The following is a 25,766-nucleotide window of genomic DNA, read 5'->3' as shown; positions in this document are numbered from 1 at the left end:
TGCTCACGAAGCCTCCAGACCAGCGTCATCGCCCACGAGGGCGACTCGATAGCTGCATGTGCCGCAACCGCCCGCGATCCGCGAGCGGCGCTCGATTGGTGCCCCGAAGACCTGCGCGAGGAAGCGTTCCTCGGCGGCGCAGACTTCAGGAAAACGTTCCGCGACCAGGCGATGCGGACAGTGGTGCTCGGTGAGGAGCCCCCCGGTCGCCGCATGCACCCAGGTCGCCATGTACCCCTCGGCGTCGAGGACCCGCGCGACCACCTCACCCCGCTGCTCCGGGGTGACCCCGCGCGTCTCGACCTCCAGCCGCTCGGCGAGCGACCGGTACTGCTGCTCCAGCAACGCCACCGCCGCATCCCGCCCCGACGTCGCGACCAGGTGGTCGAGCAGGTCGGTCAGGGTCCGCTCGTAGCGGTCCGGAAAGAGGCTATGTCCTTTGGCGGTAAGGCGATAGGTGTGCGCCGGGGCACCAACACCCTTCGTGGTGCGGTCGAAACCGACGACCCCCTCCGCCTCCAACTCCTTCAGATGGTGCCGCACCGCGTTCAGCGAATACCCCAGCGCGGCCGCAAGATCCCCGGCCGTCGCCCCGCCCTCGCGCTTCAGGTGCAGCAGCACCAGCCCGCGGGGACCGCGGTGCCCGACCGGACCGGCCGTTTCAGCGAAGGAAAGCGCGGGGGATGCCATAAGCGGGCAAGACTACGCGGAATCTGGGGATTTGTCAATTCGTGCGAGGATATTGGTGCGATTACCCATATTACCCGTGCGGTTGGTCACCACGTTGGTAGGGGCGCGGCCTGCCGCGCCCGCATCAACATCGCGATGATGGCGCGCGCGCGCCCACAACATCGCAATATGTGAGACGGGCGCGGCAGGCCGCGCCCGCATCCCAACGCCGCGTTGGGATTAGAACCACCGCCCCACCCTCAAAAACAGCGCCTCCCGCCCCGCATCGTTCCACCCGTACTCCACCCGGACCGGCCCCAGCGGGGTGTCCGAGCCGAGGCCGATGCGGAGGCCTGTGACCCAGCCGCCACTCGCAAACACCCCGCTGGACCGGCGCGCGAGGTCGTCGTTGGTGACCATACCGTCCTCGTCCGCGCTCCGGGGACCGATCAGGGTGGTGGGGATGCGGCCCACCGCGGTACGGCCAACCGCCCCCTGCACCCGAAGGCGGAGCGGCCCGATGACGGCGCGCGACAGGCCGAGCGCGCCGAACGCTTCGCGGTCACCCCGTCGTTCACCGAGGTGGAGGCCGGGGAAGCCGTCCGTTCCGCCAAGGGAAAAGGTCAACGGCACAGGAAGGTCGTCGCCGACGCTGAGTCGCACGTGCGGCTCAAAACGAACGCTCCCCACTTCGGCGCGGCTGCGCAGCTCGGTGGTGGCGAGTCGGTAGCGCGAGGTGTAGGCCGCCTCGACGCGCGCGACCTGGTCGCGATCATCACTGCGACGCTCGATCACGAGGCGGCCACCGAGTGCCGAAGCGCTGGCGCGCACGCGCGTCTGCAGATCGTACGCGTCCCAGCTGCGCGCCTCTGCCATCACGGCGAGCCGCAGGTCGCGGCCGAGGAACCGTTCGGCGCCGGCAGTGGCGACGAGATGCTTCATGTTGTCAGACGGCAGCTCGATGCCACCACGATCGAAGCGACGCACATCCTCGCCATGCAACCCGAGTGTCGCCACGGGCGAAAAGACGGCACGGCCGAGCAGTGTCTGGCGTCGACCACTCAGGTCGAGGTCACGACGGAAGCGACCGAGCGCCAGCACCCCTGAGGCCTCGGCGTGCAGCACCGGAAGATTTCTGTCGGCGAAGCCACCCCACACTCGGCCACCGAACTCAGTGTCATATGCGATCCCGATGCCAGCGACGCGGCGCGGCAGCCGTCGCAGCGTCGGCTGCAGTCGAACCGTGTCGCCGGTGCCGACTGGGCCGAGCCAGATCTCGCGGAAGATCTCCCGCTCGCCGAGCGAGAAGAGCTGCGCCTGCAACTCGGCCTCGTTCACCGCGCGGGGCGCGTCAAGCGCGAGGGTGCGTCGCAACAAGCGTATACCGGATGGATCGGACGCATCACCACGGAGCCCCAGCAACTGACGCGGCATCGCGATGGGGGGACGCGGCGTGATGGCGAGACCCCGGCAACTCCATCGCGCCACCATCGAATCACCGGCCGCGCGGCCGAGTCGAATGAGGGAATCGACAGCGGCCGGCGAGAAGTCGAGTGCGCCGAACCCTTCGACCGACGGCCGGATCATCAGGTCGTCGGCACCGAGCGAATCGGCCGGTTGCCGGAAGAGCCAGTTGAGGAGGCGATCGGCGATCACCAGCGGTGAGTCGAGATCGAGGGTGTCGGCCGGACGTTCAGTGACGTCGCTGACCAGGACGCGCATGGCGCCTTCGTTGCGCGCCACGCCGACCGGGATGTTCGCCGCGAGGCCGCCGTCGGTGAGCGTCACCGCACCAATCTTCTCGGGAGAGAAGACCAACGGGATCGCGATCGATGCGCGCACCGCCTGCGCAAGGTCGCCGCCGCGCAACACCACCACGCTGCGATCGCGCAGGTTGGTGGCCACCACGCGCAGCGGAATCGGGAGGTGATCGAAGTCGCCGCGCGCGAGGAGGTTGCCGCGGAGCATCGCGCCATTGAGCGCGGCGGTCACCTGATACTGTCGGACCGCGGGACTCTGGATGGAGAAGCCAGCCTCGCCCTCTTCCCAGAGCAGCAGGGGGAGGAGCGATCCCCAGACGACGGGGCCGCGGAGTTCCTTGGCGCGGAAGATGTCGCGGGCGGCGAGTGCCCGGGCGAGGGAATCGATCTCGCGCGCCGGATAGCCGGCGGCGTAGAGTGCGCCGATCATGGCACCCATCGAGGTGCCGACGATCAGATCGGGGCGGACGCCGGCGGCCTCGAGCGCGGCAATCACCCCGACGTGCGCCAGCCCCTTGGCACCGCCACCACTCAAGACGAGGGCGGTGACGCCAGGGCGGCACGCGGGCGCCTGGGCGGGCGCGGCGGTGGCCGCGACGGTGCTGGCGAGGAGGAGAGCGAGGGTCCGGCGCGCCAGTATGATCATGCCGCGAAACGTAACGCGAGGGGAGACTGGCGCCGTCGGCGGCGTGGTCCGAAATTGCCTCCCCCTTGCGCAGGGGGCGGGCGCGTTCCTACACTCTCCCCTGACCGCGGGACCCCCTACCCGTGTAACCCAGCCGGCGCAGTCCGGAGGAGTGCTCGTTCGATGCCGTACATCATTACCGAGGCCTGTATCGGCGTGAAGGACCGCGCCTGCGTGGATGTCTGCCCCGTCGACTGCATTTACGAAGGGGAGGAGCAGCTGTTCATCCACCCCGACGAGTGCATTGACTGCGGCGCCTGCGAGCCGGAGTGCCCGGTCAGCGCGATCTATCCGGAGGAAGATGTGCCGGCGAACCTCCAGGTCTTCATCGCGAAGAACAAGGACATCTTCGACTCGGACACGCCGCCGGGACGTCCGCGCAAGTAACCGCGTGAGCGCACCAACGAGACGCCCCCGGAGCCAAAGCTCCGGGGGCGTCCTTATTGGCAGGATACCTGCTGTCTGGCGGTGACGAAGGGGGAAGGATCGTCGGGGCCGCCACAGAGAAATACGCCCAGCCCCGTTGATTGGTTTCAGGCTAGCGTCCGGCGGGGAGGCGATCGAGGAACTGCTGCATCGCCGCCGTCGTTTCCGCCGGCCGTTCAAGTGTCGGCAGGTGACCGGCGCCGTCGATTTCAACCAGCGTCGCGCCGGGGATCGCCGCGGCCATCGCCCGCGCCACGTCGGGTGGCGTCAGCCGATCCTCGCTGCCCACGACCACCAGCGTCGGCGTGTTGGCGAGCGTCGGCAGGAGGTCGCGCGAATCGGCGCGGTCGCGAATCGCCGTCGATGCCGCGATGATGCTCTCCCGTGGCGTCAGTGCCATCAACGAGATCACCGTGTCGCGCATCTTCCGCGTCACCCCATCGGCAAAGAGCTTCGCGCCGAGCGCGAGCGCGATCGGCCCGACGCCCTCACTCGCGGCGCGCTCGATGGTGGTGTTGCGCGCCGCGCGTGTCGCCTCGTCGTCGGGACGCGGCGACGTGTCGAGCAGGATCAAGCCGAGCAGTCGCTCGCGGTGTCGTCGGACAAACTCGAACGCGATGTAGCCGCCCATCGACAACCCCGCGATCACGGCACGTTCGATCTTGAGCGCGTCGAGCAACGCCGCCAGATCGTCGGCATGCTCGCTGAGCGTATTCGGCGCCGGTGAGAAGCACGAGGCACCGAAGCCGCGCAGGTCGGGCGCGATGCATCGGACGCCATGGAGCCCCTCCATTTGCGGCTTCCACATGCTCTGGTCGAGTGGATAGCCGTGGACCAGCAACAAGGGGATACCGCCCTCCCCGACTTCGACGTACTCGAGGGGGTGACCGTTGGGGAGGGTGATGGTGGACATGGAGTCATCCTTCGGAGCGAGGGACCTGCGACCTGTAACCAGTGACCTGTGACCTGTGACCAGGGAGACGGCAAGTTACCGGTCACTGGTCACTGGTGACTGGTCACCGGTCACCACTGGTCACCCCAAGAACCGGCCGCGCTCCTCTCCCGACTACCTTTCCTTCAACTCAACGCTCTGGTGACGCATGGCGCCCTCAACCGACTACATCCGGCACGCCGCGAAGTTGACGCGGCAACTGGCGATGGACGCCTCGATGGGCACGCCGCCGGAGTTGACCCCCGAGTATCTCAAGACCCTCGCCAAGGCCCTTGAGCAGGTGGCAGACGGCCTGGAGCAGGCCTCGAAGCGGAAGGACTAGATGGCCGATGTGCGCTTGGTCGATCGCCCCGAGACGTTCCACGCCCTCCTCGACGAGGTGCGCGGCGCCCCGCTGGTTGCGCTCGACACCGAGGCGGCGTCCTTCCACCGCTTCCACGACCGGATCTACCTGGTCCAGCTCTCCACCCGAACGCTGACCGCGGTCATCGATCCCCTCGGCGTCGGCGATCTCACGCCGATCGGCGACCTGCTGGTCGATCCCGCCATCGAAGTGATCTTCCACGACGCCGATTACGACCTCCGGCTCTTCGACAAGCAGTTCGGCTTCCGCGCCAGCCATCTCTTCGATACCCGGATTGCCGCCCAGTTCCTCAACGAACCCGGGATCGGCCTCGGCGCCCTCCTCGCCAAGTACTTCAATGTCACCGCCGACAAGCGCTTCCAGCGCGCGGACTGGTCGGCCCGGCCGCTGTCACCGCCGATGCTCGACTATGCGGCGGGCGATACCGTGCACTTGTGTGAGTTGCGCGACATACTCCTCGAACAACTCGACGCCATGGGGCGCACCGAGTGGGTCGCCGAGGAGTTCGAGAACCTCGAGAAGATCCGCTGGACCGGTGGCGGCGAGGGGCCGGAAACGGCCTTCCTCCGCCTGAAAGGCTCCAAGGCACTGCAGCGACGCGAGTTGGCGATCCTCCGGGAACTCTACAACTGGCGCGAAGAGACCTCCGCCCGACTGGACCGCGCCTCCTTCCGAGTCCTCGGCAACGAGGTCCTCTTCGCCCTGGCCCAGCAGCCGGTGCACAGCCTCGAAGAGTTGGGGCGGGTGAAGGGCGTCGGTCAGGAGGGCGCCCAGCGCCGCGGCAACGAGATCCTGGCCGCGATCGCCAAGGGCGAAGCGATCCCCGAGCGCGACCTCCCGCGAGTCGAGCGGCCGGCCCGGCGCATCCCCGATCCAGCCTTCGAGGCGCGCGTCGAGGCGCTCAAGCACCGCCGCAACCGGTTGGCCGAGGAGCTTCAGCTCGCCCCCGGGGTATTGTGCCCCAACGGCACGCTCGAGGCGATTGCCAGGGCAGAGCCCACTTCCCTCGACGCGCTCGCCAACATTCCCGAGTTGCGCCGCTGGCAGGTGAAGGTTCTCGGGCCGTCGCTGCTCGAGGCGGTGGCCGCCAGCGGATGACGGCCGCGCTCACTCAATTCCGACTTGCACGTTAGGATTAGCTGATGACCGCCGACGCCCGCCCCCCCGTGACCCCCGAACTCGCCAAGAAGGCGCTCCGTGCCGTGAAGGACCCGGAGCTGGGGCTGAACGTGATCGACATCGGGCTGATCTACGACGTCGCCGTCGCAGACGATGGCGCCGCCAAGGTGACGATGACCCTGACCTCCCCAGGCTGCCCCTCGGGCGCCGAGATCATGGAAGACGTCCGCCGCACCCTCGCCGACCTTGAGGGGATCAGCAACGTGGAAGTCGAGTTGGTGTGGGAGCCGTACTGGACGCCGGAACGGATGGATCCGAGAGTGAGGGCGTTTCTGGGGCATTGACGCGAACAGCGATCTGCGGACAGCGAACGGCGTGAAGGACATGTCATCCTGAGCGGAACGACGGCGAAGCCGGAGTACAGTCGAAGGACCTCTCTCCGAGCACACCGGGAAGAGGTCCTTCGACTTCGCCCGCGTTGCGGGCTACGCTCAGGATGACATTTCGGTTCGCAGATCGCCGTTCGCTCTCAGCAGCTCTTTCCGACTGCCCGTCTCGCCGCGTCGCTCACCTTCGCGCGAATCTCCCGAATCTGTTCGAACGACCTGGTCGCGTTGCGCGGGTCATAGCTGCGGTTCGTGAGCAGCACCACGAAGAGGTCGGCCGCCGGGTCGATCCAGATCAGCGTGCCCGTCCACCCGGTGTGCCCGAAGGTGGTCGCGGTGGCGCATCGGCCGTAGAGCGGTGGCTTGCCGTCGCCCGGGTTGAGGATCGGTGTGTCCCAGCCAAGCGCGCGCGTCCCGGATTCGAGACTGCGCTCGGTGAAGCGGAGGGCGGTCGCGGTGTTCAGCCAGGGCGAGGGCGCGGCCACGTCGCCGAGCGCCCGAAGCCACGACCGCGCGAAGCGGGCGAGGTCCGCGCCGGTGGAGAAGACGCCGGCGTGACCGGCGACGCCGCCCAGGATCCGGGCATTCTCGTCGTTGACCACGCCGCTGATGGCACGGCCGCGCAGCTTCGCGGTCGGCACCGCGCGCGTCTGGTCGGCGGCGGGGGGCGTCCAGAACGTGGTGCGCATCCCCATCGGTTCGAACACTTCCTGCCGCGAGACGCTGTCAAATGGCTCACCGGCCACACGCTCCACCACCATCGCCGCCACCATCGCATTGAGGTCGCTGTAGAGGGCGGACGCACCCGGCATTCTCGCCAACGGCACGGTCAGCAACTTCTCGCGCGCGGCGGAGATCGTGGGATGGCCGCGGTAGAGCGCCGTGTACGGCGGCAGCCCTGAGGTGTGATCGAGCAGCATCCGGACCGTGACCTGATCCTTGGAGACGCCCATGAACTCGGGGAGATAGCGCTCGACCGGTGCCTCGAGATCCAGTTGGCCGCGCTCGACCAGCTTCGCGACCGTGCTCGCGGTGGCGACCACCTTGCTGAGCGAGGCGATGTCCCAGAGCGTGGAGGCGGGATCGGGGCGCGTGGTCCGGTTGCTCCAGGTGAAGTGGCCGTAGCCCTTCTGGTAGAGCACACTGTCGCGGCGACCGACCATCACCACGGCGGCGGGGTAGATGCCGCGGCGAATCCCCTCCTCGATCGCGGCGTCGATCGCCTTGAGTGCAATCGCGCGCTGCGCGGCCATCGATGTAGGCAGGGCGATGAGTGCGAACAGGAGGAAGAGGCGTTGCATACCGCTTAGAGACGCACGACGAGGGTGATCCGTGTCACGGCGTGCGGATCGGACCGGGGGTGACGGCGTAGAGGAGCTGCAGCGTGGCGCGGTCGCGACGGGACGGTGACCCCACCGGCGAGGTGTGATACATCAGGTCGTCCTCCCGATCCGAGTGGGGGAGGCCGAGGGCGTGACCGAACTCGTGGGCGGCGACGCGGCGGCGAATTGCCGCGGGGACCACCAGGGAGTCGGGATTCTGGCGGAGCGCGAGGGACATCGTCACGCTCTGCACCACGCCATCGCTGCCCCAACGAACCCCGGTGATGCCCAATTGCGACGGCACGCCGAGCATCGGGCTCCAGGAGACGGTGATGTCGGCCGTCGAGTCCGTGGTCTCCTGCAGCTCATACCCGGCCTCGTTGCTGCTCCACGCCGCCATCCCGGCCCGCGCATCGGCCAGCGCCCCCTCCCAGTCGGGCAGCATGCTGTCGGTGGCAAAGCGCACCGTAAGGACTCGACGCTGGCGGTCCTCCCAGCGGATCACGGTGGAGTCGCTGGCGGCAAACATCGAGTCGAGATAGACGCGCCGCCCCTCCCGCTCGATCCGGCGGCGGGTGGCCAAGCGCGCCTGGAGCTCGATCGCCGGCGTGCCGAGCGGCGGTGCGTTGATCGCCTCGGGGAGTGGGCCGATCTGCCGGGCCGCGGGAGGCGCCGGCGCCGTTGAATCGCCTGCTGGCGGCGGCGGCACGGGGCGCTCGCTGGCCCGACGCGACGCGCCACCCGCCACGACGAGCGTGACGAGGAGGGCGAAGCTGGCGACGGTCAGACGCTGGTCCATCTTGGGAATATCGGCAGTGCCGTCCCACGGGGCGAGGGGTGTTGGCTGGCGCAGAGGGATGGGCGCTCCTACCATTGTGCCGTGTTCGACTCTCTGGGACGGGCCCTGGTGCGCTGGCGCTGGGCCGTCATTGCGATCTGGGCCGTCATCGGTGTCCTCGCGGCGGTCCGCGCCGGGGACACCGTCGGCATGCTCAAGCTTCGGGGCGGTGCCAACGCCACGACCGAGGCGCGCGTCGCCGATTCGCTCCTCTCGACCCGCTTCTCGCGTCCAATCAGCGAATTCTTTGCGGTGACGGTGCAGGGCCCCGCCCGGATGACGGAGGGGCTGCCCGGACAGTTGCTCGACTCCCTCCTCGCCGCCGCCCGAGCCCAACCGTTCGCGAGCGGCGTCGTCTCGGTGCGCACCACCAAGGACTCGTCCTTCGTCGCCCGTGACGGCCGCACCACCTTCTTCCTGGTGGCGCTGAATCGGCGCGACGGAGATTCCGTGGCGGCGGCCGTCATGCCGCTCCGGCAGGCGCTCGATTCCGTGCTGCGTCGCTTCCCCGATCGCGACGCCTACAGTGTGTTGGTGACGGGCCGCGCCCCGCTCGATCTCGACATCCGCGCCGTCTCGGCCGAGGACGCGAGTCGCAACGAGAAGAAGCTCGTCCCGATCACGCTGGCGATTCTCATCCTCGCCTTCGGCGCCCTGGTGGCCGCGTTCCTCCCGATCATTGTCGGCGTGATGGCAATCGCGATCACGCTCACACTGGTCGGGTGGGTGGCGACCTTCTTCCCGATGTCGATCTTCGTGCTCAACATGATCTCGATGATCGGCCTGGGTGTCGGGATCGACTACTCGCTGCTGGTGATCACCCGCTTCCGCGAGGAGCTCAACGCCGGGCTCCGGCCGCGCGAGGCGGCGGCCCGCACCTTCAGCACCGCCGGCCACGCGGTGATGGTATCGGGGATGACGGTGGTGGTCGGCTTCGGCGCGCTGCTCCTGACGCCGCTCACCGAGACGCGCTCCGTGGGCATCGCCGGACTGCTGGTGGTGGCCGTCGCGGTGCTGCTCGCCACCACCCTGCTCCCCGCGATGCTCTCGCTCCTGGGCCGCAACATTGATCGGCCGCGCTGGCTGGCGCGCCGCCTGGCCTGGTACCACCGTCCGCAGATCTGGGAGCGCTGGGCCCGCTCGCTCTCGCGCCATCCGTACCGTGCGCTGGTCATCGGCGGCACCATCATCGCCCTGCTGACGCTGCCGGCGCTCAAGCTGCGGATCGGCCTCCCCTCGCGGCACTGGTGGCCGGAGGAGACCGAGGCCGGGGCCGGCGTGGCCACGCTCGAGCGGATGGGGATGTCGGGATACATCCAGCCGGTGCGCGTGCTGATCGAGTTCCCCGAAGGGAGCGATGGCACCGGCGCCACCGCCCTCCGCGGCCTCAAGGGACTCTCCGATTCGCTGCGCGCCGACCCGCGCGTGCGCGACGTGAAGTCCCTCGTCGACATCGCCCCCGGCACCTCGATCCTCGAGTACTCGCTGCTCTACAGCGAGCCCGACACGGTGCGCGCCCGCTACCCCGACTTCCTCGACGCCTATCTCGGCCGGGACGGACGCACCACGCTGATGGACGTGATCCTCGCCGACACGACGACCCTCACCACGGCAATGGACGTGGTGACGGAGATTCGTGAGCGCGTGGCCTCGGGTCAGATCAAGCAGCTGAAGAACGCGCAGGTGCGGGTCGGCGGCTACGTCGCCTCCGCGCTCGACTTCCAGTCGCTGCTGCTCAAGCGCTTCCCATTGATCGTGGCGCTGATTCTCGGCGTCACCGCGCTGATGCTCGCGATCGTCTTCAAGTCCGTGCTGGTGCCGATCAAGGCCGTGGTGATGAACTCACTCTCGGTCGCGGCGACCTTCGGGCTGATCGTGTTGGTCTTCCAGGAGGGGATCGGCGGGTCGCTCTTCGGCATCACCGGCCCGACCTCGGCGATCTACGTGCTGGTGCCGGTGATCGTCTTCGCGGTGGTCTTCGGCTTGTCGATGGACTACGAGGTCTTCCTGCTGGCGCGCATCAAGGAAGCCTTCGACCGCACCGGCCAGAACACGCTGGCCACGCGCGAGGGTCTCTCCGCGACCGCGTCGGTGATCACCTCGGCCGCGCTGATCATGATCGCCGTCTTCGGTGCCTTCGCCTTTGCCCGCATCCTGCTGATGCAGTTCGTCGGCTTCGGCCTGGCCGTGGCCGTGCTGCTCGATGCCACCATCATCCGCATGGTGCTGGTGCCGAGCCTCATGCAGATCGCGGGGGCATGGAATTGGTGGCCGGGGTATAAGCCGCCGAAGTCAGGGGTGTCATCCTGAGCGAAGCACCTCGTAGAGGTGCGAAGTCGAAGGACCTCTCTCCGATGCACTAGGAAAGAGGTCCTTCGACTTCGCCCGCTTTGCGGGCTTCGCTCAGGATGACACCTCTGGGAGAGACCGCTCAGCTCTTGGCGTCGACCCAGTTCTCGCCGATCCCGATCCCCACCTGCAGCGGCACCTTCAGCACCGCCGCCCCCTCCATGTGCTCCTTCACCAGCGCCGCCGTCGCCTCCGCCTCCTCGGCGGGTGACTCGACGACGAGTTCGTCGTGCACCTGCAGCAACAGGCGGGACTTGAGTCCCGCGGCGGGCAAGGCGGCGTGGATCTCGACCATCGCCCGCTTGATCAGGTCGGCCGCCGAGCCCTGCAGCGGCGTGTTCTGCGCGGTGCGCTCGGCGAAGGCGCGCAAGTTGAAGTTCTTGTCGCGAATCTCGGGGATGTAGCGCCGACGCCCGAAGAGTGTCTCGACATATCCCTGCTCGCGCGCGAGCTCGACCTGCTTGTCGAGGAAGGCGCGCACGCCACTGAAGCGCGAGAAGTAGTCGCCGATGAAGTTCTTCGCCTCTTCCTGCGTGATGCCGAGCATCTTGGAGAGGGCGAACGGCCCCTGCCCGTAGATCGTGCCGAAGTTGATCGTCTTGGCGCGCGCGCGCATCTCGCTGGTCACCTCGGCGAGCGGCACGCCGAAGATGATCGCCGCGGTCTGCCTGTGGATGTCGCCACCGGAGCGGAACGCCTCGACGAACGCCGGATCTTCGGAGAGGTGCGCCATCAGCCGCAGTTCGATCTGCGAATAGTCGGCGACGACGAACTTCCACCCCGGCTGCGGAATGAAGCCGCGGCGGATCAGTTCGCCACGCGGCGTCCGGATCGGGATGTTCTGCAGGTTCGGATCGTTCGACGAGAGCCGCCCCGTCTGCGCCCCCACCTGGTTGAACGAGGTGTGGATGCGCCCCGTGGTGCGGTTCACCTTGGTCGGCAGCACGTCGACGTAGGTGCTCTTGAGCTTTTGCAACTCGCGGTAGCCGAGAATCAGCTTCGGCAGTTCGTGTCCCATGTCGGCCAGCTGCTCGAGTACTTCGGCGTCGGTCGACGGGCCGGTCTTGGTCTTCTTGAGGATGGGCAAGCCCTGTTCCTCGAAGAGGATCACGGCGAGCTGCTTCGGCGAATTGATGTTGAGGCTCTTGCCACCCGCAGCGGCCTGAATCTGCGTCTCCAGCACCTCGAGGTCGTGGCCGAGGATCCGCCCGAGTTCCGCGAAGCGGGGCAGGTCGATCAGGATGCCGGTCCACTCCATGTCGACCAGCACCGGGATCAGCGGCATCTCGAGGGTCTCGAGCAGCGGGCGCAGCGCCGCCTGATCGAGGGTCGGCGCGAACCAGTCGTGCAGTGCCAGCACCATCGCGCTGTCCGCGCCGCAGTACGAGGCGGCGGCAGCCACCGACACCTCGGCGAAGGGGATCTGCAACTTTCCCTTCCCCGTCAGGTCGGTGTACTGCGTCATCAGGGTGCCGAACGCCTCGAGCACCAGCGCATCGATCCCGTGCGACCGGCGCGACGGGTCGGCGACGAACGAGGCGAGCATCGAGTCGTAGGCCAGGCCACCCACCTCGATCCCGGCGCGCCGCATCACCTGCACGTCGTACTTCAGGTTGTGCCCGGCCTTCTTGACCGTGGCGTCGCGCAGCAGCTCGGCGAGCGGCGCGCAGGCCGCACTGGTGATCGCCGGAAGATTCTTCGGCGCGTCGTCGCGAGGAGGTGTCACCCCCGCATCGGTCGAGGTGCCCGAAAAGAGGTCCGACGCCGGCGACCGGTGCCCGAACGGCATGTACCAGACATCCTTCGCGTTGATCGCGATCGACAACCCGATCAGCTCGGCGTCGTGCGGCTCCAGCGACGACGTCTCGGTGTCGAAGGCGATCATCGGCGCCGCACGCCACTGCGCCACCAGCGCCGGCAACTCCGCGGCGTCGGTGACGATGGTGACGTTGATGTCGGGCGCGGAGCGGTCAACGACAGGGGGCGACGCAGCAGCCGCCTCGGCGGGCGCAGCGCCGCCGGGTGAGGGAACGGTCGCGCTAGCACCCACCGGGAAGAGCGCCGGGTCCTGGTCGGTGCCGAGGTTGCCGAGGCGCGGCACCAGCGAGGAAAACTCCAGCTCCTGACAGAAGCGCATCAGGGCGGCCTTGTCGGGGGCGTGCACGACGAGCGCATCGAGGTCGAGTTCGACTGGCACGTCGGTCATGATGGTCACCAGCCGCTTCGACAGCCGTGCCTGCTCGGCCTGTTCGAGCAGCGCCTCGCGCGAGCGTTTCTTGGTGACGTTGGCGGCGTTGGCGAGGATGGTCTCGAGGTCGCCGAACTGCTGCAGCAGCTCGACGGCGCCTTTCTCGCCGATGCCTTTCACGCCGGGGACGTTGTCGGAGGCGTCGCCGAGCAGCGCGAGATAATCGGTGACCTGGTGCGGTGGAATGCCGAGTCGATCGGCGCCGTTGGTGGTATCGACCCAGACTTCGTCGACGCCGCCGGGGCCGCCGCGGCCAGGGTTCAGGAGCGAGACGCCGGGGCGGATCAGCTGGTAGAAGTCCTTGTCGCCGGAGACGATCACCGTCTGCAGTCCCTTGGCGGCGCCGCGGAGGGCGAGGGTACCGATGACGTCGTCGGCCTCGTACCCCTGCACCTGCACCAGCGGGATGCCGAAGGCGACCAGCAGCTGCTTGACCCGGGCGACCGCAGTGTCGAAGTCGGCCTGCAGTTCGTCGTCGAGCTTCTCGCGGGTCGACTTGTACTCGGGGTATTCGAGCGTGCGGAAGGAATCGCCGGCGTCGTTGACCCAGACCAGGTAGTCGGGGCGGTACTTCTCGCGGAGTCGGAGGAGGAAGTTGGTGATCCCCCAGGCCGCCGAGGTGTTCTCGCCCTTGGCGGTGCGAAGCGGCCTGGAGATGAGGGCGAAGAACGCCCGGAAGATCAGCGCAAATCCGTCAACGAGGAAGAGTTGCTGCGGGGTATGGTTGGGCATGCGGGAAGAATAACCCGCGGGATCGCCCTACCGCCGCTTCATCCGGGCCTTGGCGCTCTCGAAGTCGCCCCGGCTCTGGGGTGCCAGCCGGAAGCGTCCGAAACCGCTGACGTCTTCGAAGTAGAGGGTGACGCGCGCCTCGTTGTACATCCAACGCATGTAGCGCACCGGACCGGTCTGCAGCGACTGGTCGTAGATCTCGTCGGGTTCGCCCAGGGCGATGAACACCTCGCCGCGATCGGTGCGCCAGCCGGCGATCCCTTCGTCACGGAAACGGGTGTTGGCATAGGCGAGCCGCGAGAAGTAGTTGGCGAGCAACTCGTTCTCGGGGGTCCCGGTGTTCGGGTCCGTCTCGTGCACGAAGTCGCGCCACAGTTGTCCGCGGTCCTCGCGACTCGCCTTCCGCATCTGGGCGATCTTGGCGTCGTTGCCGAAATAGCGGAGGAGGTCGAGCAGGTCATCGAAGTTGGTGACCACCCAGTTCGACGAGAACGAGACGATCCCGTTGATCAAGCGCGCGTTGGGCGGCGTCCCGACGACCACGGTGAGCTGGCCGAGGGGGGCGGAATCGGGGGCGATGCGGACAAACTGGCTCTCGACCTCGCGGACGCCGGTGAAGCGCGCCGACGAGCGGAAGACGACCGAGTCGCGCTCGTCGCGGATCTCGATCGGGACGGTGGTCGGCTGCTTGAAGCCGGTCCCTTCGAAGTAGACGAGGAGGGTGTCCTCGCCGAAGGCGATCGTCCCGCGCGGGTTGAGGACCACCCGGAGCGAGTCGTCGCGCTTGCCGCGGCCGGCCACCTCATAGGCCAGCAGGGGGGCGGAGACGGTGCCGGGGGTGAAGGCGGTGACGCTCAGCGCCTGCTTGCCGGTGCCGACCCGGTCGCTGCCACGGTCGCGTACCCGCACGGTGACGGTGTACTCGCCCGGTGCCAGCTGGACGACCTGCTGGAGCAGGACCGACTCGTCGATCCGGGCGGTTTCCTGGAAGGTGTCGACCCGGAGGTTCTCGTCGCGACCGACCGAGATCGGGGCTGCGCCCTGCCGCTCGAAGGTGTACTCGACCCGGTAGCGCGCCAGCCAGGCACTGCCGCTCCGTTCGAAGGCGAAGGCGCGGTTCCCCAGCGAGAGGCCGACGATCGCCTGCGTCGAATCGCCGTGGCCGGGGACGAGCGCCACCGTGCCGATGAAGGGGATCTGGTCCGCCGAGACGATCCGACCGAGGCGGCTGTACATCGCCATCGGGTCGAAGAGCTGGAGGAGTTGCTGATCCGGTGAGGAGCCCTTGCTGGAGCCGACACGCTGCCAGCTGGTGCAGCCGGCGATGAGGGCAAGGAGGAGGGCTGGGGCGCCCAGGGCGCCGACGCGACGACGGAGGATGTAGGGCATAGTGTAGTATAGGACGTCTGAACGGCCTCTGCTTGCGCTTGCCGGGGCGGCGGGGCGCACTGTACCTTTACGGCATCCCATGGCACAAGATCCTTTTATCGGGCGCACGATCGCCGGCTACACGCTGCAAAAGGCCGTCGGTGAGGGCGGGACCGCAGAAGTCTACTTCGCCGAACACCCCGAGCGGGGTCCCGTCGCGCTGAAGTTGCTGCGTCCCCGACTTGCCGCCGACCCGGTGGCGGTCAAGCGCTTCCTGCGCGAGGCCGAATTCGGCGCGCGCGTCGTCCATCCCAATGTGGTGCGCACCTTCGACTTCGGTGAAGCCGACGGGGTGCAGTACCTCGCGCTGGAATGGGCCGCTGGCGAGCCTTTGGAGACGTTCATCGCGCGTTCGGGGCCGCTGGCGGCACCGGTCGCCGCGAACATCGTGGTGCAGCTCGGCGCCGCACTGCAGGAAGCGCATCGGGTCGGGATCATCCACCGCGATCTCAAGCCGGCGAACATCATGTACGACCCGGCGACGCAGAAGGCGCGGTTGCTCGATTTCGGCATCGCACGCGACGCCGAACTGCCGGCCGAAGAGCGGCTCACGCGCGCCGGATTCTTCGTCGGCACGCTGCAGTATGTGGCCCCCGAAGCCCTCAGCGGCGAGCTGGTCGGGGAGCAGGCCGACGTCTATTCGCTGGCCGTGATTGCTTACCAGCTTCTGACCGAATTGACGCCATTTCCGGGCAAGAACCCGCGCGAACTCTTCCAGCAGCTGCTGACCCAGGACCCGATCTCGCTCAACGAGGCGGTGAAGGGGCTCAAGTTCTCGTCGCGGCTCGAGGAAGTGGTGATGAAGGGACTCGCCCGCGACCTCGGCAAGCGCTGGAAGACGGTGACCGACTTCACCAATGCCTTCCAGGAGGCGGTGACGGCCCAACCGGAGAAGAAGGGCGGCTTCTTCTCGTCGCTCTTCAAGAAGTAACCAGGACCCTCCCCATGACTGCAGCAGCCCATGATGCGCTCGTCGCCTTGTTGCGCGAGCGCTCGGTGCGTTTCGGCGACTTCATTCTCGCCTCCGGCGCGCGTTCCACCTATTACATCGATTGCCGCCTCACCACGATGAGTGCGCAGGGGCAGGCACTGATCGGGCCGATCGCACTCGGCGCCATTCGCGCCGCAGGCTGGGCGCCGGCCAGCGTCGGCGGGCTGACGATGGGCGCGGACCCGGTCAGCTACGCGATCGCGCGCGCCTCGATCGACCATGCGCCGATCGTCGACGCCTTCTCGGTGCGCAAGGCCGCCAAGGAACACGGCACCGCGCGCAAGGTCGAAGGCAACTTCTCCGCCGGCGATGCCGTCGTCGTGATCGAGGACGTGATCACCTCGGGCGGCTCCGCCCTCACCGCGATCGAGTCGGTGCGCGAGGCCGGTGGCACCGTGATCGGCGTTCTCGCCGTCGTCGACCGCGAAGCGGGGGGGCGCGAGAAGATCGAGGCGACGGGGGTGCCGGTGATTGCGTTGGTCTCCGCGAGGGAGTTGGGATTGTGAGGGCGACGCATGCGTCGCCCGTACGCAATCGGAGCGTTGCCCGCGAAGGGTGATCTCGATGTGGGGCCGCCGGATGCGTTCGGAAATCGGCCCGCGGGGTCGGATGTCGATGTGGGGAGGGGCGACGCATGCGTCGCCCTTCTCGCCGCCGGAAAATCCGTCGCGTGGCGGGCGTCGGCGCGATCGTGGATCATCCCCTCCCCGGCGCCAACGGATGAAACCGCCGCCACGTCTCGACATGCGGCTTCACCAATCGATCAAGAAATCGGTCCAGCACACTGCAGAACGGGAAGCGTGCGCGGAATTCGCTCGGCGTGATCCCCAGCACCACCCGCAGGTGCCGCCCGAAGGATTGTGGTGAGGCGTAGTCGAGTCGATACGCCACGTCCGCCACGGTCAGCTCCCCCTCATCGAACAACTTCGCCGCGTGGCAGAGGCGCACCGCCACCAGGTGGTCCTTCGGCGACGGCAAGCCGGCGCGCGCGAAGCGCGACACGAAGGTCGACGGCGTGACCACCAGCCGACGTGCGAGTTGGCGGACCGTCGTCGTCTCCGGCGCACTTCGGCAGAGTTCCTCCCAGAAGCGCTGGGAACCACCAGGGAGCGGGGCGAGAGTGGCGAGCACCGGCGTGAGGATCGTCTGCGCCCGTTCGGTGGGCGGGGCGCCGAGGACCTCGCGCAACCGTCGCCAGCCGGCCGGGTCGGTGGTGTCGACGACGCGGCGCACGCCGGTGGCGCCGAGACGGAGAAGCGCCTCACTCGAACCGGCGTGGTGGGTCGAGAGGAGGGCCACGGTCGGGATCGCCGGGAAGGCCCGCGCAAATTGCTCGAGCAACGCCGGCGCCTCGCCGGCACAGCGGCCTACCGAGACCAGGATCGCATCAACCGGGCGCTCGCGGACCACCCGGATGGCGTCGCGCACCGATTCACGGTGGACCAGCGAGAAGTAGCCGTTGCCGGCGGCATCCACCCGGGAACGTTCCTGGGGTTCGAGCACGGCAGCGATCGTAGGGGTCGGTGGCATCGGAGCTCCTGGGTAAGTGACCCCCCAGAGTGCTCCCCCCCGCTCAACCTCGGCTCAATGGGGAGTGGAACTGTCGGGTGACACAGAGGGTCCCAATGACGCGTATGGGATCCGCCGACTAGTTTTCCGGTTCGGGTAGGACGTGATGATCGCGGGGTCGAGGCAACTCGACACCGAGGAAAGTCCGAGCTCCAGAGGGCAGATCGCCAGGTAACGCCTGGGCGCCGTGAGGCGACGGACAGGGCAACAGAAAGCAAACCGCCGATGACCCCGAGAGCTTGCTCAGAGGGCACAGGCAAGGGTGAAACGGTGGGGTAAGAGCCCACCGCTCCGCACGTAAGTGTCGGAGGCACGGTAACCCCCGGTCGGAGCAAGGCCAAATAGGCGGCGAGGTGCGGCCCGCACCGCTATAGCCGCGGGTAGGCTGCTCGAGGCGTTCGGTGACGAACGTCCCAGACAGATGATCATCCGGGCCGGGTCACACCGGCACGAACAGAACTCGGCTTACGGTCTTACCCGCCCCGCGCCGCCACATGGTGGCGCGGGTCCCCACTGGATCCCGCACGGGATCCCTACACAAGAGGTTCGGCATGCTGGTTGGTCTCCTGGCTCTCGCAACGCTCACCGGGACCGTCACGGGCCCGACGGCGCCGCAGCGCTACCGGATCGAAGTGAAGGCGCAGCAGGAAGTGGACATGTCGGCGATGGGTGGCGGCAAGCAGACCTCCGACCTCGCCGTGATCGGCTTCGTCACCGTGACGATGAGCGACACCACCGGTGGCCAGCTCGCGCACATCGTGGTCGACTCCGTCGCCATCCCCGCCGGCATCGAGCTCCCGCCGCAGTTGGGCGATGCGGCCGGTGGCGCCAAGGGCGTCTTCTTCCACGGCCTCATCATCAACGGCAAGGCGAAGGACGGCCTCAAGCCGTCGGCGCAGAACCCGCTCGTGGCGCTGCTTGCCGGCGGCGTCGAGAATCTCTTCCCGGGCCTCCGCCCCACCGCGAAGATCGGCGACACCTGGTCGGACACGGTGAAGACGGACAAGAACACCGAGGGCGTCAAGCAGAATTCCACCACGCTGCTCAACTGGAAGGTCTCGACCGGGACGATGGCCTCGATGACCTTCGATGCCACCACCACCGGCACGATGATGAGCGAAGGGCCGAGCCCGAACGGCAAGCAGACCATCAATGCCAAGATCAGCGGCACGCGGTCGCTCACCGGCCCGGCCATCGGTCCGATGACGAAGGGCACCATCAAGGCGATGCAGGACCTGCTCGTCTCCATCGAAGGGATGGCGGATTCGATTCCGGTCAGCGCCACCACCGAAGTGACGTTCACGATCATCCCCTGATCTCGGGATGCGCTGAGTCGCCGTCGCCCCTCGCGGGCGGCGGCGACTTTGCATTTCCATCCCCCCGTGCCAACCTTCCCTGCGACACTCACCGGATCCCTTCATGCTGACGACCTCCCAACGCGGGCTCACGATCGCCGCGCTCCTCGCCCTCGCGGGGTGCGGGAAGTCGCCGACACCGGTGACACGCCCCACGCCGAACATCAACGTCGCCTCCGCGACGCCAGCCGCGGGCGCCATCTCCCTATCGACGCTCTGGCAGAGTCGGGTGCTCCTCGAGCGCCGTGACTCCCTGATCCTCACCCTCCCGAATGGCAGCAAGCAGTTGCAGCGACTGGGGCGGAACGCCCTCTTCACGCTGACGATCGACGGCAAGAACCTCAAGGTCACCCTCGATTCGCTGCAGCTGATCCCGGCGTCGGCCGAGGCCTCCAAGGAAGCGGTCGGCACCACCTGGACGGGGTGGCTTGGCGCCTACGGCAAGCTGGAGAACTTCACCGCGTCACGGGGAGGCGTCCTCGTCGAGGAGCTGACCCAGACCGTCGCCAACCTCCTGCCCCGGCTCCCCCGCGGCGGCGCCCGCCCCGGCGACCGTTGGGCCGACACCAGCAAAAAGTCGATCCGCGTCGAGATCTTCCGGACCGACGACCAGCGCACCGGGCAGTGGCGGGTCGCCGCCCCGATGGACCGCGAAGGGATCCGCGTCATCCCGGTCCAGGTCCGGGAGGCGTTCGAGCAGATAGGGCGCGGCTCCTCGGCTGGCCGCAACATGACGATGACGGCACAGGGTAGTCGTAGTGCTCAGTACTACATGACATTGGATGGCCGAGTCGAGGTCGCCACCGTCATCGACTCCGCCGCCAAGCTGATCACCATCCCTGGCAGCCAGCAGTCGATTCCCACGATGCAATACAGCCGCACCCTGATCCGTTTCCGACCACTCGTCGCCAAGTCGCCGAATGAGTGAAGTGAAGAAGCCGTCAGTGTGGCGACGGATCTGGCAGGGGCTCGTCATCGCGGTCGGGCTGTTCATCTTCTGGCTCTTCGCGGTCTGGCCGCCACCGCTCTGGTACCGGGTCACCTTCCCCCGGCAGACCGCCTTCCAGGCGATGCGCCGCCGCGAGAACCCCGAGGCCGCCCAAAAGCGACAGTACACCCCGGTGCGGATGTCGGCGATCGCCCCGGTGATGGCGCGCGCGGTCCTGGTGGCCGAGGACCACCGCTTCTACGAGCACGGCGGCGTCGACTACGTCGAGCTCCGCAAGGCGCTGGGTTATCGCCGTGACTCCTTCAACATCACCAACGCCAAGGACCGCAAGGACCTCGCGCGCGCCATCGCGCGGAGCGACCTCGGCGACGCGCGCGGCGCGAGTACCCTCACGCAGCAGCTCGCGAAGAACCTCTACCTCTCGCCGTCACGCAATCCGCTGCGCAAGGTCAAGGAAGTGATCACGGCATGGCGGCTCGAACTCTGGCTCGGCAAGGACCGCATCCTCGAGCTCTACCTCAACACCGCCGAACTCGGTGACGAGATCTGGGGCGTCGAAGCGGCGAGCCGGGCGTACTTCGGGAAGTCCGCGTCTCGACTGACACGCGTCGAGGCCGCGACACTCGCCGGAACCCTCCCCGCCCCGACGACGTCGAATCCGAGAGAGCGGCCGGGACGAATGTTGTGGAAGCGGGATTGGATTTTGGGGCATATGTAACCCCACCGGGTTGTCATCCTGAGCGGAGCCCGCGAAGCGGGCGAAGTCGAAGGACCTCTCTCCGAGCGCATCGGGAAGAGGTCCTTCGACTTCGCGGCCTTGCAGGCCGCTTCGCTCAGGATGACAACCCTAGAGGGGCTATCTCCCGCAGCTCGCGCTCTTGTCCTGCTTGTCCGCCGGCAGCAACTGCAGCCGCTCCGGGCGGTTGGCGACGGTCCGCGCGATCTCGGCGACGAAGCGGCCGACGCGCGCACCGTGCTCGTAATCGATGTACTGCGGCTCGTCGGTCGGCATGTGGTAGTCCACCGCGTAGCCGAGCGAGAAGTAGGTGACCGGGATCTGCTTGTTGAAATAGCTGACCTGGTCGGAGCGGCAGAACCGGTTGAGCAAGTTGGTCCGATCCCACGAGTAGTCGATCACCATCGGCTCGCTGCGCACGGCGTTGAGCGAGTCGATCACGTGGCCGAAGTCGTCGGAGAGGCGGCGCGAGCCGAGCATCTGCACCGACGCGGGGCCGCCGTAGCGGACGTCGGTGACGCGGCCCTTGCCGAGCATGTCCATGTTGTGCGCGGCGACGATCTTGTCGAGCGGGATCGTCGGATGGTCGACGAACCACTTCGAGCCGACCAGCCCCTTCTCCTCGCCGATGTGGAAGTTGAAGATCATCGAGCGGGCCGGCGCCGGTTCGGTCGCGAAGCGCTCGGCGATCTCCAGCAGCACCACCGTGCCGGAGCCGTCGTCATCGGCGCCGTTGTTCACGGTGTCGGGACGGGCGGGGCGGACGGCGCGCGCCTTGGCGATCAGCGCGTTGATCTGGGCCCACTGCTCGGGGGTCACCGTCGCGACACGATCATTGGCGCCCTGCGGCCGCATGATCCGATTGAAGGCGCGGAGGGAATCGTGCTCCGGCGGATTGCCGGCCACCATGCCGACGTGGTCCGTGTGCGCACCGATCAGGACGTACTCATCCTTGAGCTTCGGGTCCGAGCCCGGCAGCATCGCGATGACGTTGCGACCCGGCGTCTTCGACATCGTCCACTCATTGACCCACTTCCCGCTGACGCTCTTCCCCGCCGCGCCGACCTTCAACTGCGCCAGCGGCCCGCCCAGCAGCCCCTCGGCGGCCGCCATCGAGATGTTGGCCGCCGGGACACCGGCGATGTCGCCGGGGTTGCTGGGCTTGAGCGCGATCCGCAGCGTGAAGGCGGTGATCCGCTGTGCCTCGCTCATGGCGTCGAGTCCGGCCACGAGGACGCCGATGGCGCCGGCCTTCTGGGCGCGCTGATCACGGACGGTGGCGACCCCGCCGCGCCCGCCGCCGGGGGCAGGCGCCGCGGCCGGAGCAACGGGAGCGGCCGGGAGGAAGACGACAATCTTGCCAGTGACCGCCGCAGCGTCGAGTGCGGTGGTGTCGCCCCAGCGGCCGCCGAAGACGGTCGCGGTGGCCGCGGCGTTCATCCGGTTGCTGATGCCATTCACCGCCGACGGCGCCATCGGCACCCACTCGACGATCGGCGTCAGCTTGCGACCGTCGGCGATCAGCTCGCTGATCTTGACGTCGACGCCGGTCGGCCCGAACGGCACGTCCTGGAAGAAGGTGCCATTCTCGCCCGCCGGCTTGAGGCCGAGGCGGGTGAGTTCCCGGGCGATGTAGGCAGTGGTCTTGTAGCTGCCGAGGGTGCCCGCCTCGCGCCCCATCATCGAGTCATCGGCGATCTGGTACAGGCGGGTGCGGAGGTCGTTGGCGTCGATCCCCGGCTTGGTCGGGCGCGGGGCCCAGGTGCGGGGGCCTTCGTCCGGCCAGACCGTCTTGGCCGCGCCGGCCTTGGCCTTGGGAGCAGTCGTTCCGGGGTTCTTGACCTGCGCGGTCAGCGGCAGGGCGAGGACGGCCAGGAGGGCAACGGGGAGAATTCGCTTCATGCAGAACTCCAATGCGGTGGCGGCAAGGCGAAACGGGAACCGAGGTCTCGAGGGTGGTTCGCTCATCCGTACGAGCGGAGCCTTCCCGGAGTTCTCGATTCCCGTTTCTCGTTTAGGTCGTGCGGGTCCAATCAGTCGATCAGTCGCAGCGGCATCACCAGGGTCAGATAGGCGGCCGGATCGTCCCAACCCACCGGCTCGACCGTCGCGGCCCGTTCCGGCGCCTTGAAGGTGAGGCGGACTTCCTCGGTCGGCATGTACTTCAGCACTTCGAGGAGATAGTTGGCGTTGAAGCCGATATCGAGCGGTTCACCCTCGTAGGAGACGGTGATCTCCTCCTGCGCCTCGCCGAGGTCCGGCGTGGTCACCGAGAGCCGGCAGGAGCCGTCGCCGAACGACATCCGGATCCGGTGGGTCTGGTCCGAGGCGACGATGCTCATGCGGCGGAGCGCGGCGATCAGGGTGGCCTTCTCCACGGTCGCGAACTTGTCGTTCTCGCGCGGGATGACCTGCTCGTAGTTCGGGTACGGCCCCTCGATCAGTCGGGTGAAGACCTGGGTCGTCGCCGACTTGAAACCGAGGTGGTTGTCGGAGCGGCCGATCTCGATCTCGTCGTCGGCGCCGAAGAGCTTCCGGAACTGCTCGAGCGCCTTGGGCGGCACGATCAACTCGGCCGGCTGCGCGGTGCCACCCTGGAGCGGCACTTCCATCTTCGCGAGCCGATGGCCATTCGTGGCGACCATCCGCATCCGGTCGGCCGTGAGCTGCCACAGGACGCCGTTGAGGATCGGGCGGCTCTCTTCGGTCGAGGCGGCGAACGCGACGTGTGCCACGAGCTTCTGGAGGTCGCGGGCGGTGGTCCGCGAGGCGCCATCGAAGGTCACCTGCGGGAAGGCCGGGAACTCTTCACGCGGCAATCCGAGCAGCTTGAACTTCGACCGGCCGCATTCGATCGTGACCCGCTGTTCGCCCTGGGTCGTGAAGCGGATGCCGGCACTCGGCAGTTCGCGCACCAACTCCTGGAGCTTCCGCGCCGGGAGCGTGATCGCCCCTTCCTGGTCGACCGACGCCGGCACGGTGGTGCTCACGGCGATGTCGAGGTCGGTGCCGGAGAGCCGAAGCCCGTCCTTCGTGGCTTCGAGCAGGATGTTGGCGAGCACGGGGAGCGTCGTCTTGGACGGCACGGCAGCGCTGACGGCGCTGACGCCTTCGGAGAGCTGTTCCCGCGTGATGGTGAACTTCATCGGCGATCCCCAGGGTTGCCAAGAACTACTGCTGTTTTCAAGATATATATGATAGTAGTAGTAGTAGAGGGGGCTGAAATGTGCATCAAACCCCTAACTGCTTCCGGTACACGGCACTGCACGGTTTGTCCCTGTTTACGCCGCGTGGACGAGCGGGGATAGTCGAGCGAGTTCCCCACGGAAGCCCACACTTCCCCACGTTCTGTCGGGGAAGCCGCAAACATTGTGGTCAGACTGTCAACAACTCCTGCCGGGCCGAGTCGACGCGGGCGCGGAAGTCGCGATCGCGGCCGAGTTGCGTCTGCACCTTGTCCACCGAATGGATCACCGTGGAGTGGTCGCGGCCGCCGAACGCCTGGCCGATCTCGACCAGCTGCATCTGCAACAGCTCGCGGGCCAGGAACATCGCGATCTGCCGCGGCACGGTCAGCGTCTTGATGCGCGCCTTGGAGCGCAGCCCCTCGGGCGTCACGCCCCAACGCCGCGCCACGACCTCCTGGACCTTCTCGATCGTCGGCAGCGTCTTCTGGCGTGCTTCGGCGTCGTCGCCGGGCCGCATCTTGTCGCTGAGCGCCTCGCGGGCCAGCTCGATCGAGATCTCCTTGTGCCGCAGCGAGGCGTAGAGGAGGAGCTTGATGATGCACCCCTCCAGCTCGCGCACGTTCGACCGGACATTCTCGGCGATGAAGCGGAGGACGTCGTCGGGGATCGTCGTCTCGAGGTGGTCCTGCTCCTGCTTCTTGCGCAGGATCGCGATGCGGTGCTCGAGGTCGGGCTGCTTGACGTCGGCGACCATGCCCCACTCGAAGCGCGAGACGAGACGCGCCTCGAGCCCGGGGATCTCCTTCGGCAACCGGTCCGAGGTCAGCACGATCTGCTTGCCGGCCTCGTAGAGCGCATTGAAGGTGTGGAAGAACTCTTCCTGGGTCGCTTCCTTCCCTTCGAGGAAGTGCACGTCGTCGACGATGAAGAGATCGACGTCGCTGCGATAGCGGCGGCGCAGGTCGGCCATCGACCGACCGTGGATCCCCTCGATCACTTCGTTGATGAACTGCTCGGCGCTGATGTAGAGCACCCGCGTCGCCGGCGCGCGCGACAACACTTCATGGGCAATGGCCTGCATGAGGTGGGTCTTGCCGAGGCCGGTCGAGCCGTAGATGAAGAAGGGGTTGTATTGCTTCCCCGGGGCTTCGGCGACGGCATGCGCGGCGGCGGCGGCCAGTTCGTTCGACTTGCCGATGACGAAGTGACCGAAGGTGTAGCGGTCGTTCAGCGGCTGGGCGCTCGGATTCACCGGCGTGACCGGGGTCGCGGGCGCCTCGGGCGCCGCGGTCGGGACGAAGAGGTCCATCTGCGGCCGCTTCTGGCGCTCGGCGGCCACCTGGAACACCACGGCGACCGGCTCGCCGGCGGCGGCGCTCGCCACCTGCACCAGCGTGGGCGCGTACTTCTCCTCGTTCCAGCGCTTGGCGAGATCGTCGGGGGTGCTGACCAGCAACGTGCCGCCTTCGAACGAAATTGCCTCGTTCGAGGCCAACCAGGTCTGGATCATGCCCTCCGGAATGACGGGCTTGGCGCCGTCGAGGACTCGCTTCCAGAGGTCTTTGGCGGACAGCGGCATCAGGCTCTTATGACGGGAAACAGGGTCAGGCGGCGTTGCTAGGGAGGCCGATTCTAGGTCCCGAATGTGGAAAAGTCAAACCCCTTGAATTCCTCTGGTTCTGGGGCTAGGTTGCTCGGCT

Annotated in this window: 21 protein-coding genes and 1 other RNA gene; 11 read left to right on the top strand and 11 right to left on the bottom strand. The window is 67.6% G+C overall.

The annotated features are described in order from the left end of the window. Window positions 1-3: 3 nt before the first annotated feature. Window positions 4-690: a winged helix-turn-helix transcriptional regulator gene (locus IPG05_13140; GenBank protein MBK6496022.1), complete on the bottom strand. Its 687-nt coding sequence runs from the start codon at window positions 688-690 to the stop codon at window positions 4-6. A gap of 219 nt (window positions 691-909) precedes the next feature. Continuing rightward, entirely contained in the window at window positions 910-3,075 is a 2,166-nt protein-coding gene (locus IPG05_13135; GenBank protein MBK6496021.1) for a patatin-like phospholipase family protein, read from the bottom strand. Window positions 3,076-3,237: 162 nt separating this feature from the next. Here IPG05_13135 and IPG05_13130 point away from each other — a divergent pair, with 162 nt between their 5' ends. Beyond that, the gene (locus IPG05_13130; protein MBK6496020.1) at window positions 3,238-3,501 is read left to right on the top strand and encodes a ferredoxin family protein; all 264 of its coding nucleotides are present in this window, start codon (window positions 3,238-3,240) and stop codon (window positions 3,499-3,501) included. Between the two features lie 151 nt (window positions 3,502-3,652). Here IPG05_13130 and IPG05_13125 read toward each other — a convergent pair whose 3' ends face one another. Next, the gene (locus IPG05_13125; GenBank protein ID MBK6496019.1) at window positions 3,653-4,453 is read right to left on the bottom strand and encodes an alpha/beta fold hydrolase; all 801 of its coding nucleotides are present in this window, start codon (window positions 4,451-4,453) and stop codon (window positions 3,653-3,655) included. Between the two features lie 187 nt (window positions 4,454-4,640). On the opposite strand from IPG05_13125, the gene IPG05_13120 reads away from it, so the two are divergent. From IPG05_13120 to IPG05_13110, 3 genes are read left to right on the top strand one after another with little or no spacing between them, the layout of a single operon-like run. Beyond that, on the top strand, window positions 4,641-4,814 hold the full coding sequence (locus IPG05_13120) for a hypothetical protein (protein ID MBK6496018.1): 174 nt from the start codon (window positions 4,641-4,643) through the stop codon (window positions 4,812-4,814). After that, window positions 4,815-5,954: a ribonuclease D gene (locus tag IPG05_13115; GenBank protein ID MBK6496017.1), complete on the top strand. Its 1,140-nt coding sequence runs from the start codon at window positions 4,815-4,817 to the stop codon at window positions 5,952-5,954. Between the two features lie 44 nt (window positions 5,955-5,998). Further along, window positions 5,999-6,319, top strand: coding sequence for a metal-sulfur cluster assembly factor (locus IPG05_13110; protein MBK6496016.1), 321 nt, complete (start codon window positions 5,999-6,001; stop codon window positions 6,317-6,319). A 185-nt stretch (window positions 6,320-6,504) separates the two neighbouring features. On the opposite strand, the gene IPG05_13105 is transcribed toward IPG05_13110, so the two are convergent. Beyond that, on the bottom strand, window positions 6,505-7,662 hold the full coding sequence (locus IPG05_13105; protein ID MBK6496015.1) for a beta-lactamase family protein: 1,158 nt from the start codon (window positions 7,660-7,662) through the stop codon (window positions 6,505-6,507). Between the two features lie 34 nt (window positions 7,663-7,696). After that, the gene (locus IPG05_13100) at window positions 7,697-8,482 is read right to left on the bottom strand and encodes a matrixin family metalloprotease (protein MBK6496014.1); all 786 of its coding nucleotides are present in this window, start codon (window positions 8,480-8,482) and stop codon (window positions 7,697-7,699) included. Between the two features lie 81 nt (window positions 8,483-8,563). Between IPG05_13100 and IPG05_13095 the strand changes: the two genes are divergently transcribed. Beyond that, window positions 8,564-10,831, top strand: coding sequence for an MMPL family transporter (locus IPG05_13095; GenBank protein ID MBK6496013.1), 2,268 nt, complete (start codon window positions 8,564-8,566; stop codon window positions 10,829-10,831). A 121-nt stretch (window positions 10,832-10,952) separates the two neighbouring features. Here the strand turns inward: IPG05_13095 and polA are convergent, their stop codons facing one another. After that, window positions 10,953-13,850, bottom strand: coding sequence for a DNA polymerase I (gene polA / locus IPG05_13090; protein ID MBK6496012.1), 2,898 nt, complete (start codon window positions 13,848-13,850; stop codon window positions 10,953-10,955). Between the two features lie 27 nt (window positions 13,851-13,877). Continuing rightward, window positions 13,878-15,239, bottom strand: coding sequence for a GWxTD domain-containing protein (locus tag IPG05_13085; GenBank protein MBK6496011.1), 1,362 nt, complete (start codon window positions 15,237-15,239; stop codon window positions 13,878-13,880). A gap of 79 nt (window positions 15,240-15,318) precedes the next feature. Here IPG05_13085 and IPG05_13080 point away from each other — a divergent pair, with 79 nt between their 5' ends. Together IPG05_13080 and pyrE are read left to right on the top strand one after the other, a co-directional pair. After that, window positions 15,319-16,209, top strand: a complete 891-nt coding sequence (locus IPG05_13080; protein ID MBK6496010.1) for a serine/threonine protein kinase — start codon at window positions 15,319-15,321, stop codon at window positions 16,207-16,209. Between the two features lie 14 nt (window positions 16,210-16,223). Then, entirely contained in the window at window positions 16,224-16,775 is a 552-nt protein-coding gene (gene pyrE / locus IPG05_13075) for an orotate phosphoribosyltransferase (GenBank protein MBK6496009.1), read from the top strand. A 190-nt stretch (window positions 16,776-16,965) separates the two neighbouring features. Here the strand turns inward: pyrE and IPG05_13070 are convergent, their stop codons facing one another. Next, on the bottom strand, window positions 16,966-17,799 hold the full coding sequence (locus IPG05_13070; protein ID MBK6496008.1) for a helix-turn-helix transcriptional regulator: 834 nt from the start codon (window positions 17,797-17,799) through the stop codon (window positions 16,966-16,968). Window positions 17,800-17,931: 132 nt separating this feature from the next. Here IPG05_13070 and rnpB point away from each other — a divergent pair. From rnpB to IPG05_13050, 4 genes are all read left to right on the top strand, one after another. Then, window positions 17,932-18,322, top strand: an RNA gene (rnpB, locus tag IPG05_13065) — RNase P RNA component class A. A 67-nt stretch (window positions 18,323-18,389) separates the two neighbouring features. After that, window positions 18,390-19,154 (top strand): hypothetical protein, encoded by a 765-nt coding sequence (locus IPG05_13060; GenBank protein MBK6496007.1) that lies wholly within the window; start codon window positions 18,390-18,392, stop codon window positions 19,152-19,154. A gap of 103 nt (window positions 19,155-19,257) precedes the next feature. Continuing rightward, on the top strand, window positions 19,258-20,121 hold the full coding sequence (locus tag IPG05_13055) for a hypothetical protein (GenBank protein MBK6496006.1): 864 nt from the start codon (window positions 19,258-19,260) through the stop codon (window positions 20,119-20,121). Then, on the top strand, window positions 20,114-20,860 hold the full coding sequence (locus IPG05_13050; GenBank protein ID MBK6496005.1) for a transglycosylase domain-containing protein: 747 nt from the start codon (window positions 20,114-20,116) through the stop codon (window positions 20,858-20,860). Before IPG05_13055 ends, IPG05_13050 begins: the two co-directional genes overlap by 8 nt. Window positions 20,861-20,998: 138 nt before the next feature. Here the strand turns inward: IPG05_13050 and IPG05_13045 are convergent, their stop codons facing one another. From IPG05_13045 to dnaA, 3 genes are all read right to left on the bottom strand, one after another. Beyond that, window positions 20,999-22,780, bottom strand: coding sequence for a M28 family peptidase (locus IPG05_13045; GenBank protein ID MBK6496004.1), 1,782 nt, complete (start codon window positions 22,778-22,780; stop codon window positions 20,999-21,001). Window positions 22,781-22,911: 131 nt separating this feature from the next. Continuing rightward, window positions 22,912-24,024 (bottom strand): DNA polymerase III subunit beta, encoded by a 1,113-nt coding sequence (gene dnaN / locus IPG05_13040; GenBank protein ID MBK6496003.1) that lies wholly within the window; start codon window positions 24,022-24,024, stop codon window positions 22,912-22,914. A 229-nt stretch (window positions 24,025-24,253) separates the two neighbouring features. Further along, a complete protein-coding gene (dnaA, locus tag IPG05_13035) occupies window positions 24,254-25,645 on the bottom strand; it encodes a chromosomal replication initiator protein DnaA (GenBank protein ID MBK6496002.1) in 1,392 nt (463 codons plus the stop codon). Window positions 25,646-25,766: the final 121 nt, after the last annotated feature.

The sequence above is a fragment of the Gemmatimonadota bacterium genome (assembly GCA_016704275.1).
Classification (GTDB): domain Bacteria; phylum Gemmatimonadota; class Gemmatimonadetes; order Gemmatimonadales; family GWC2-71-9; genus Palsa-1233.
This window is presented reverse-complemented; position numbering and strand designations above follow the sequence as displayed.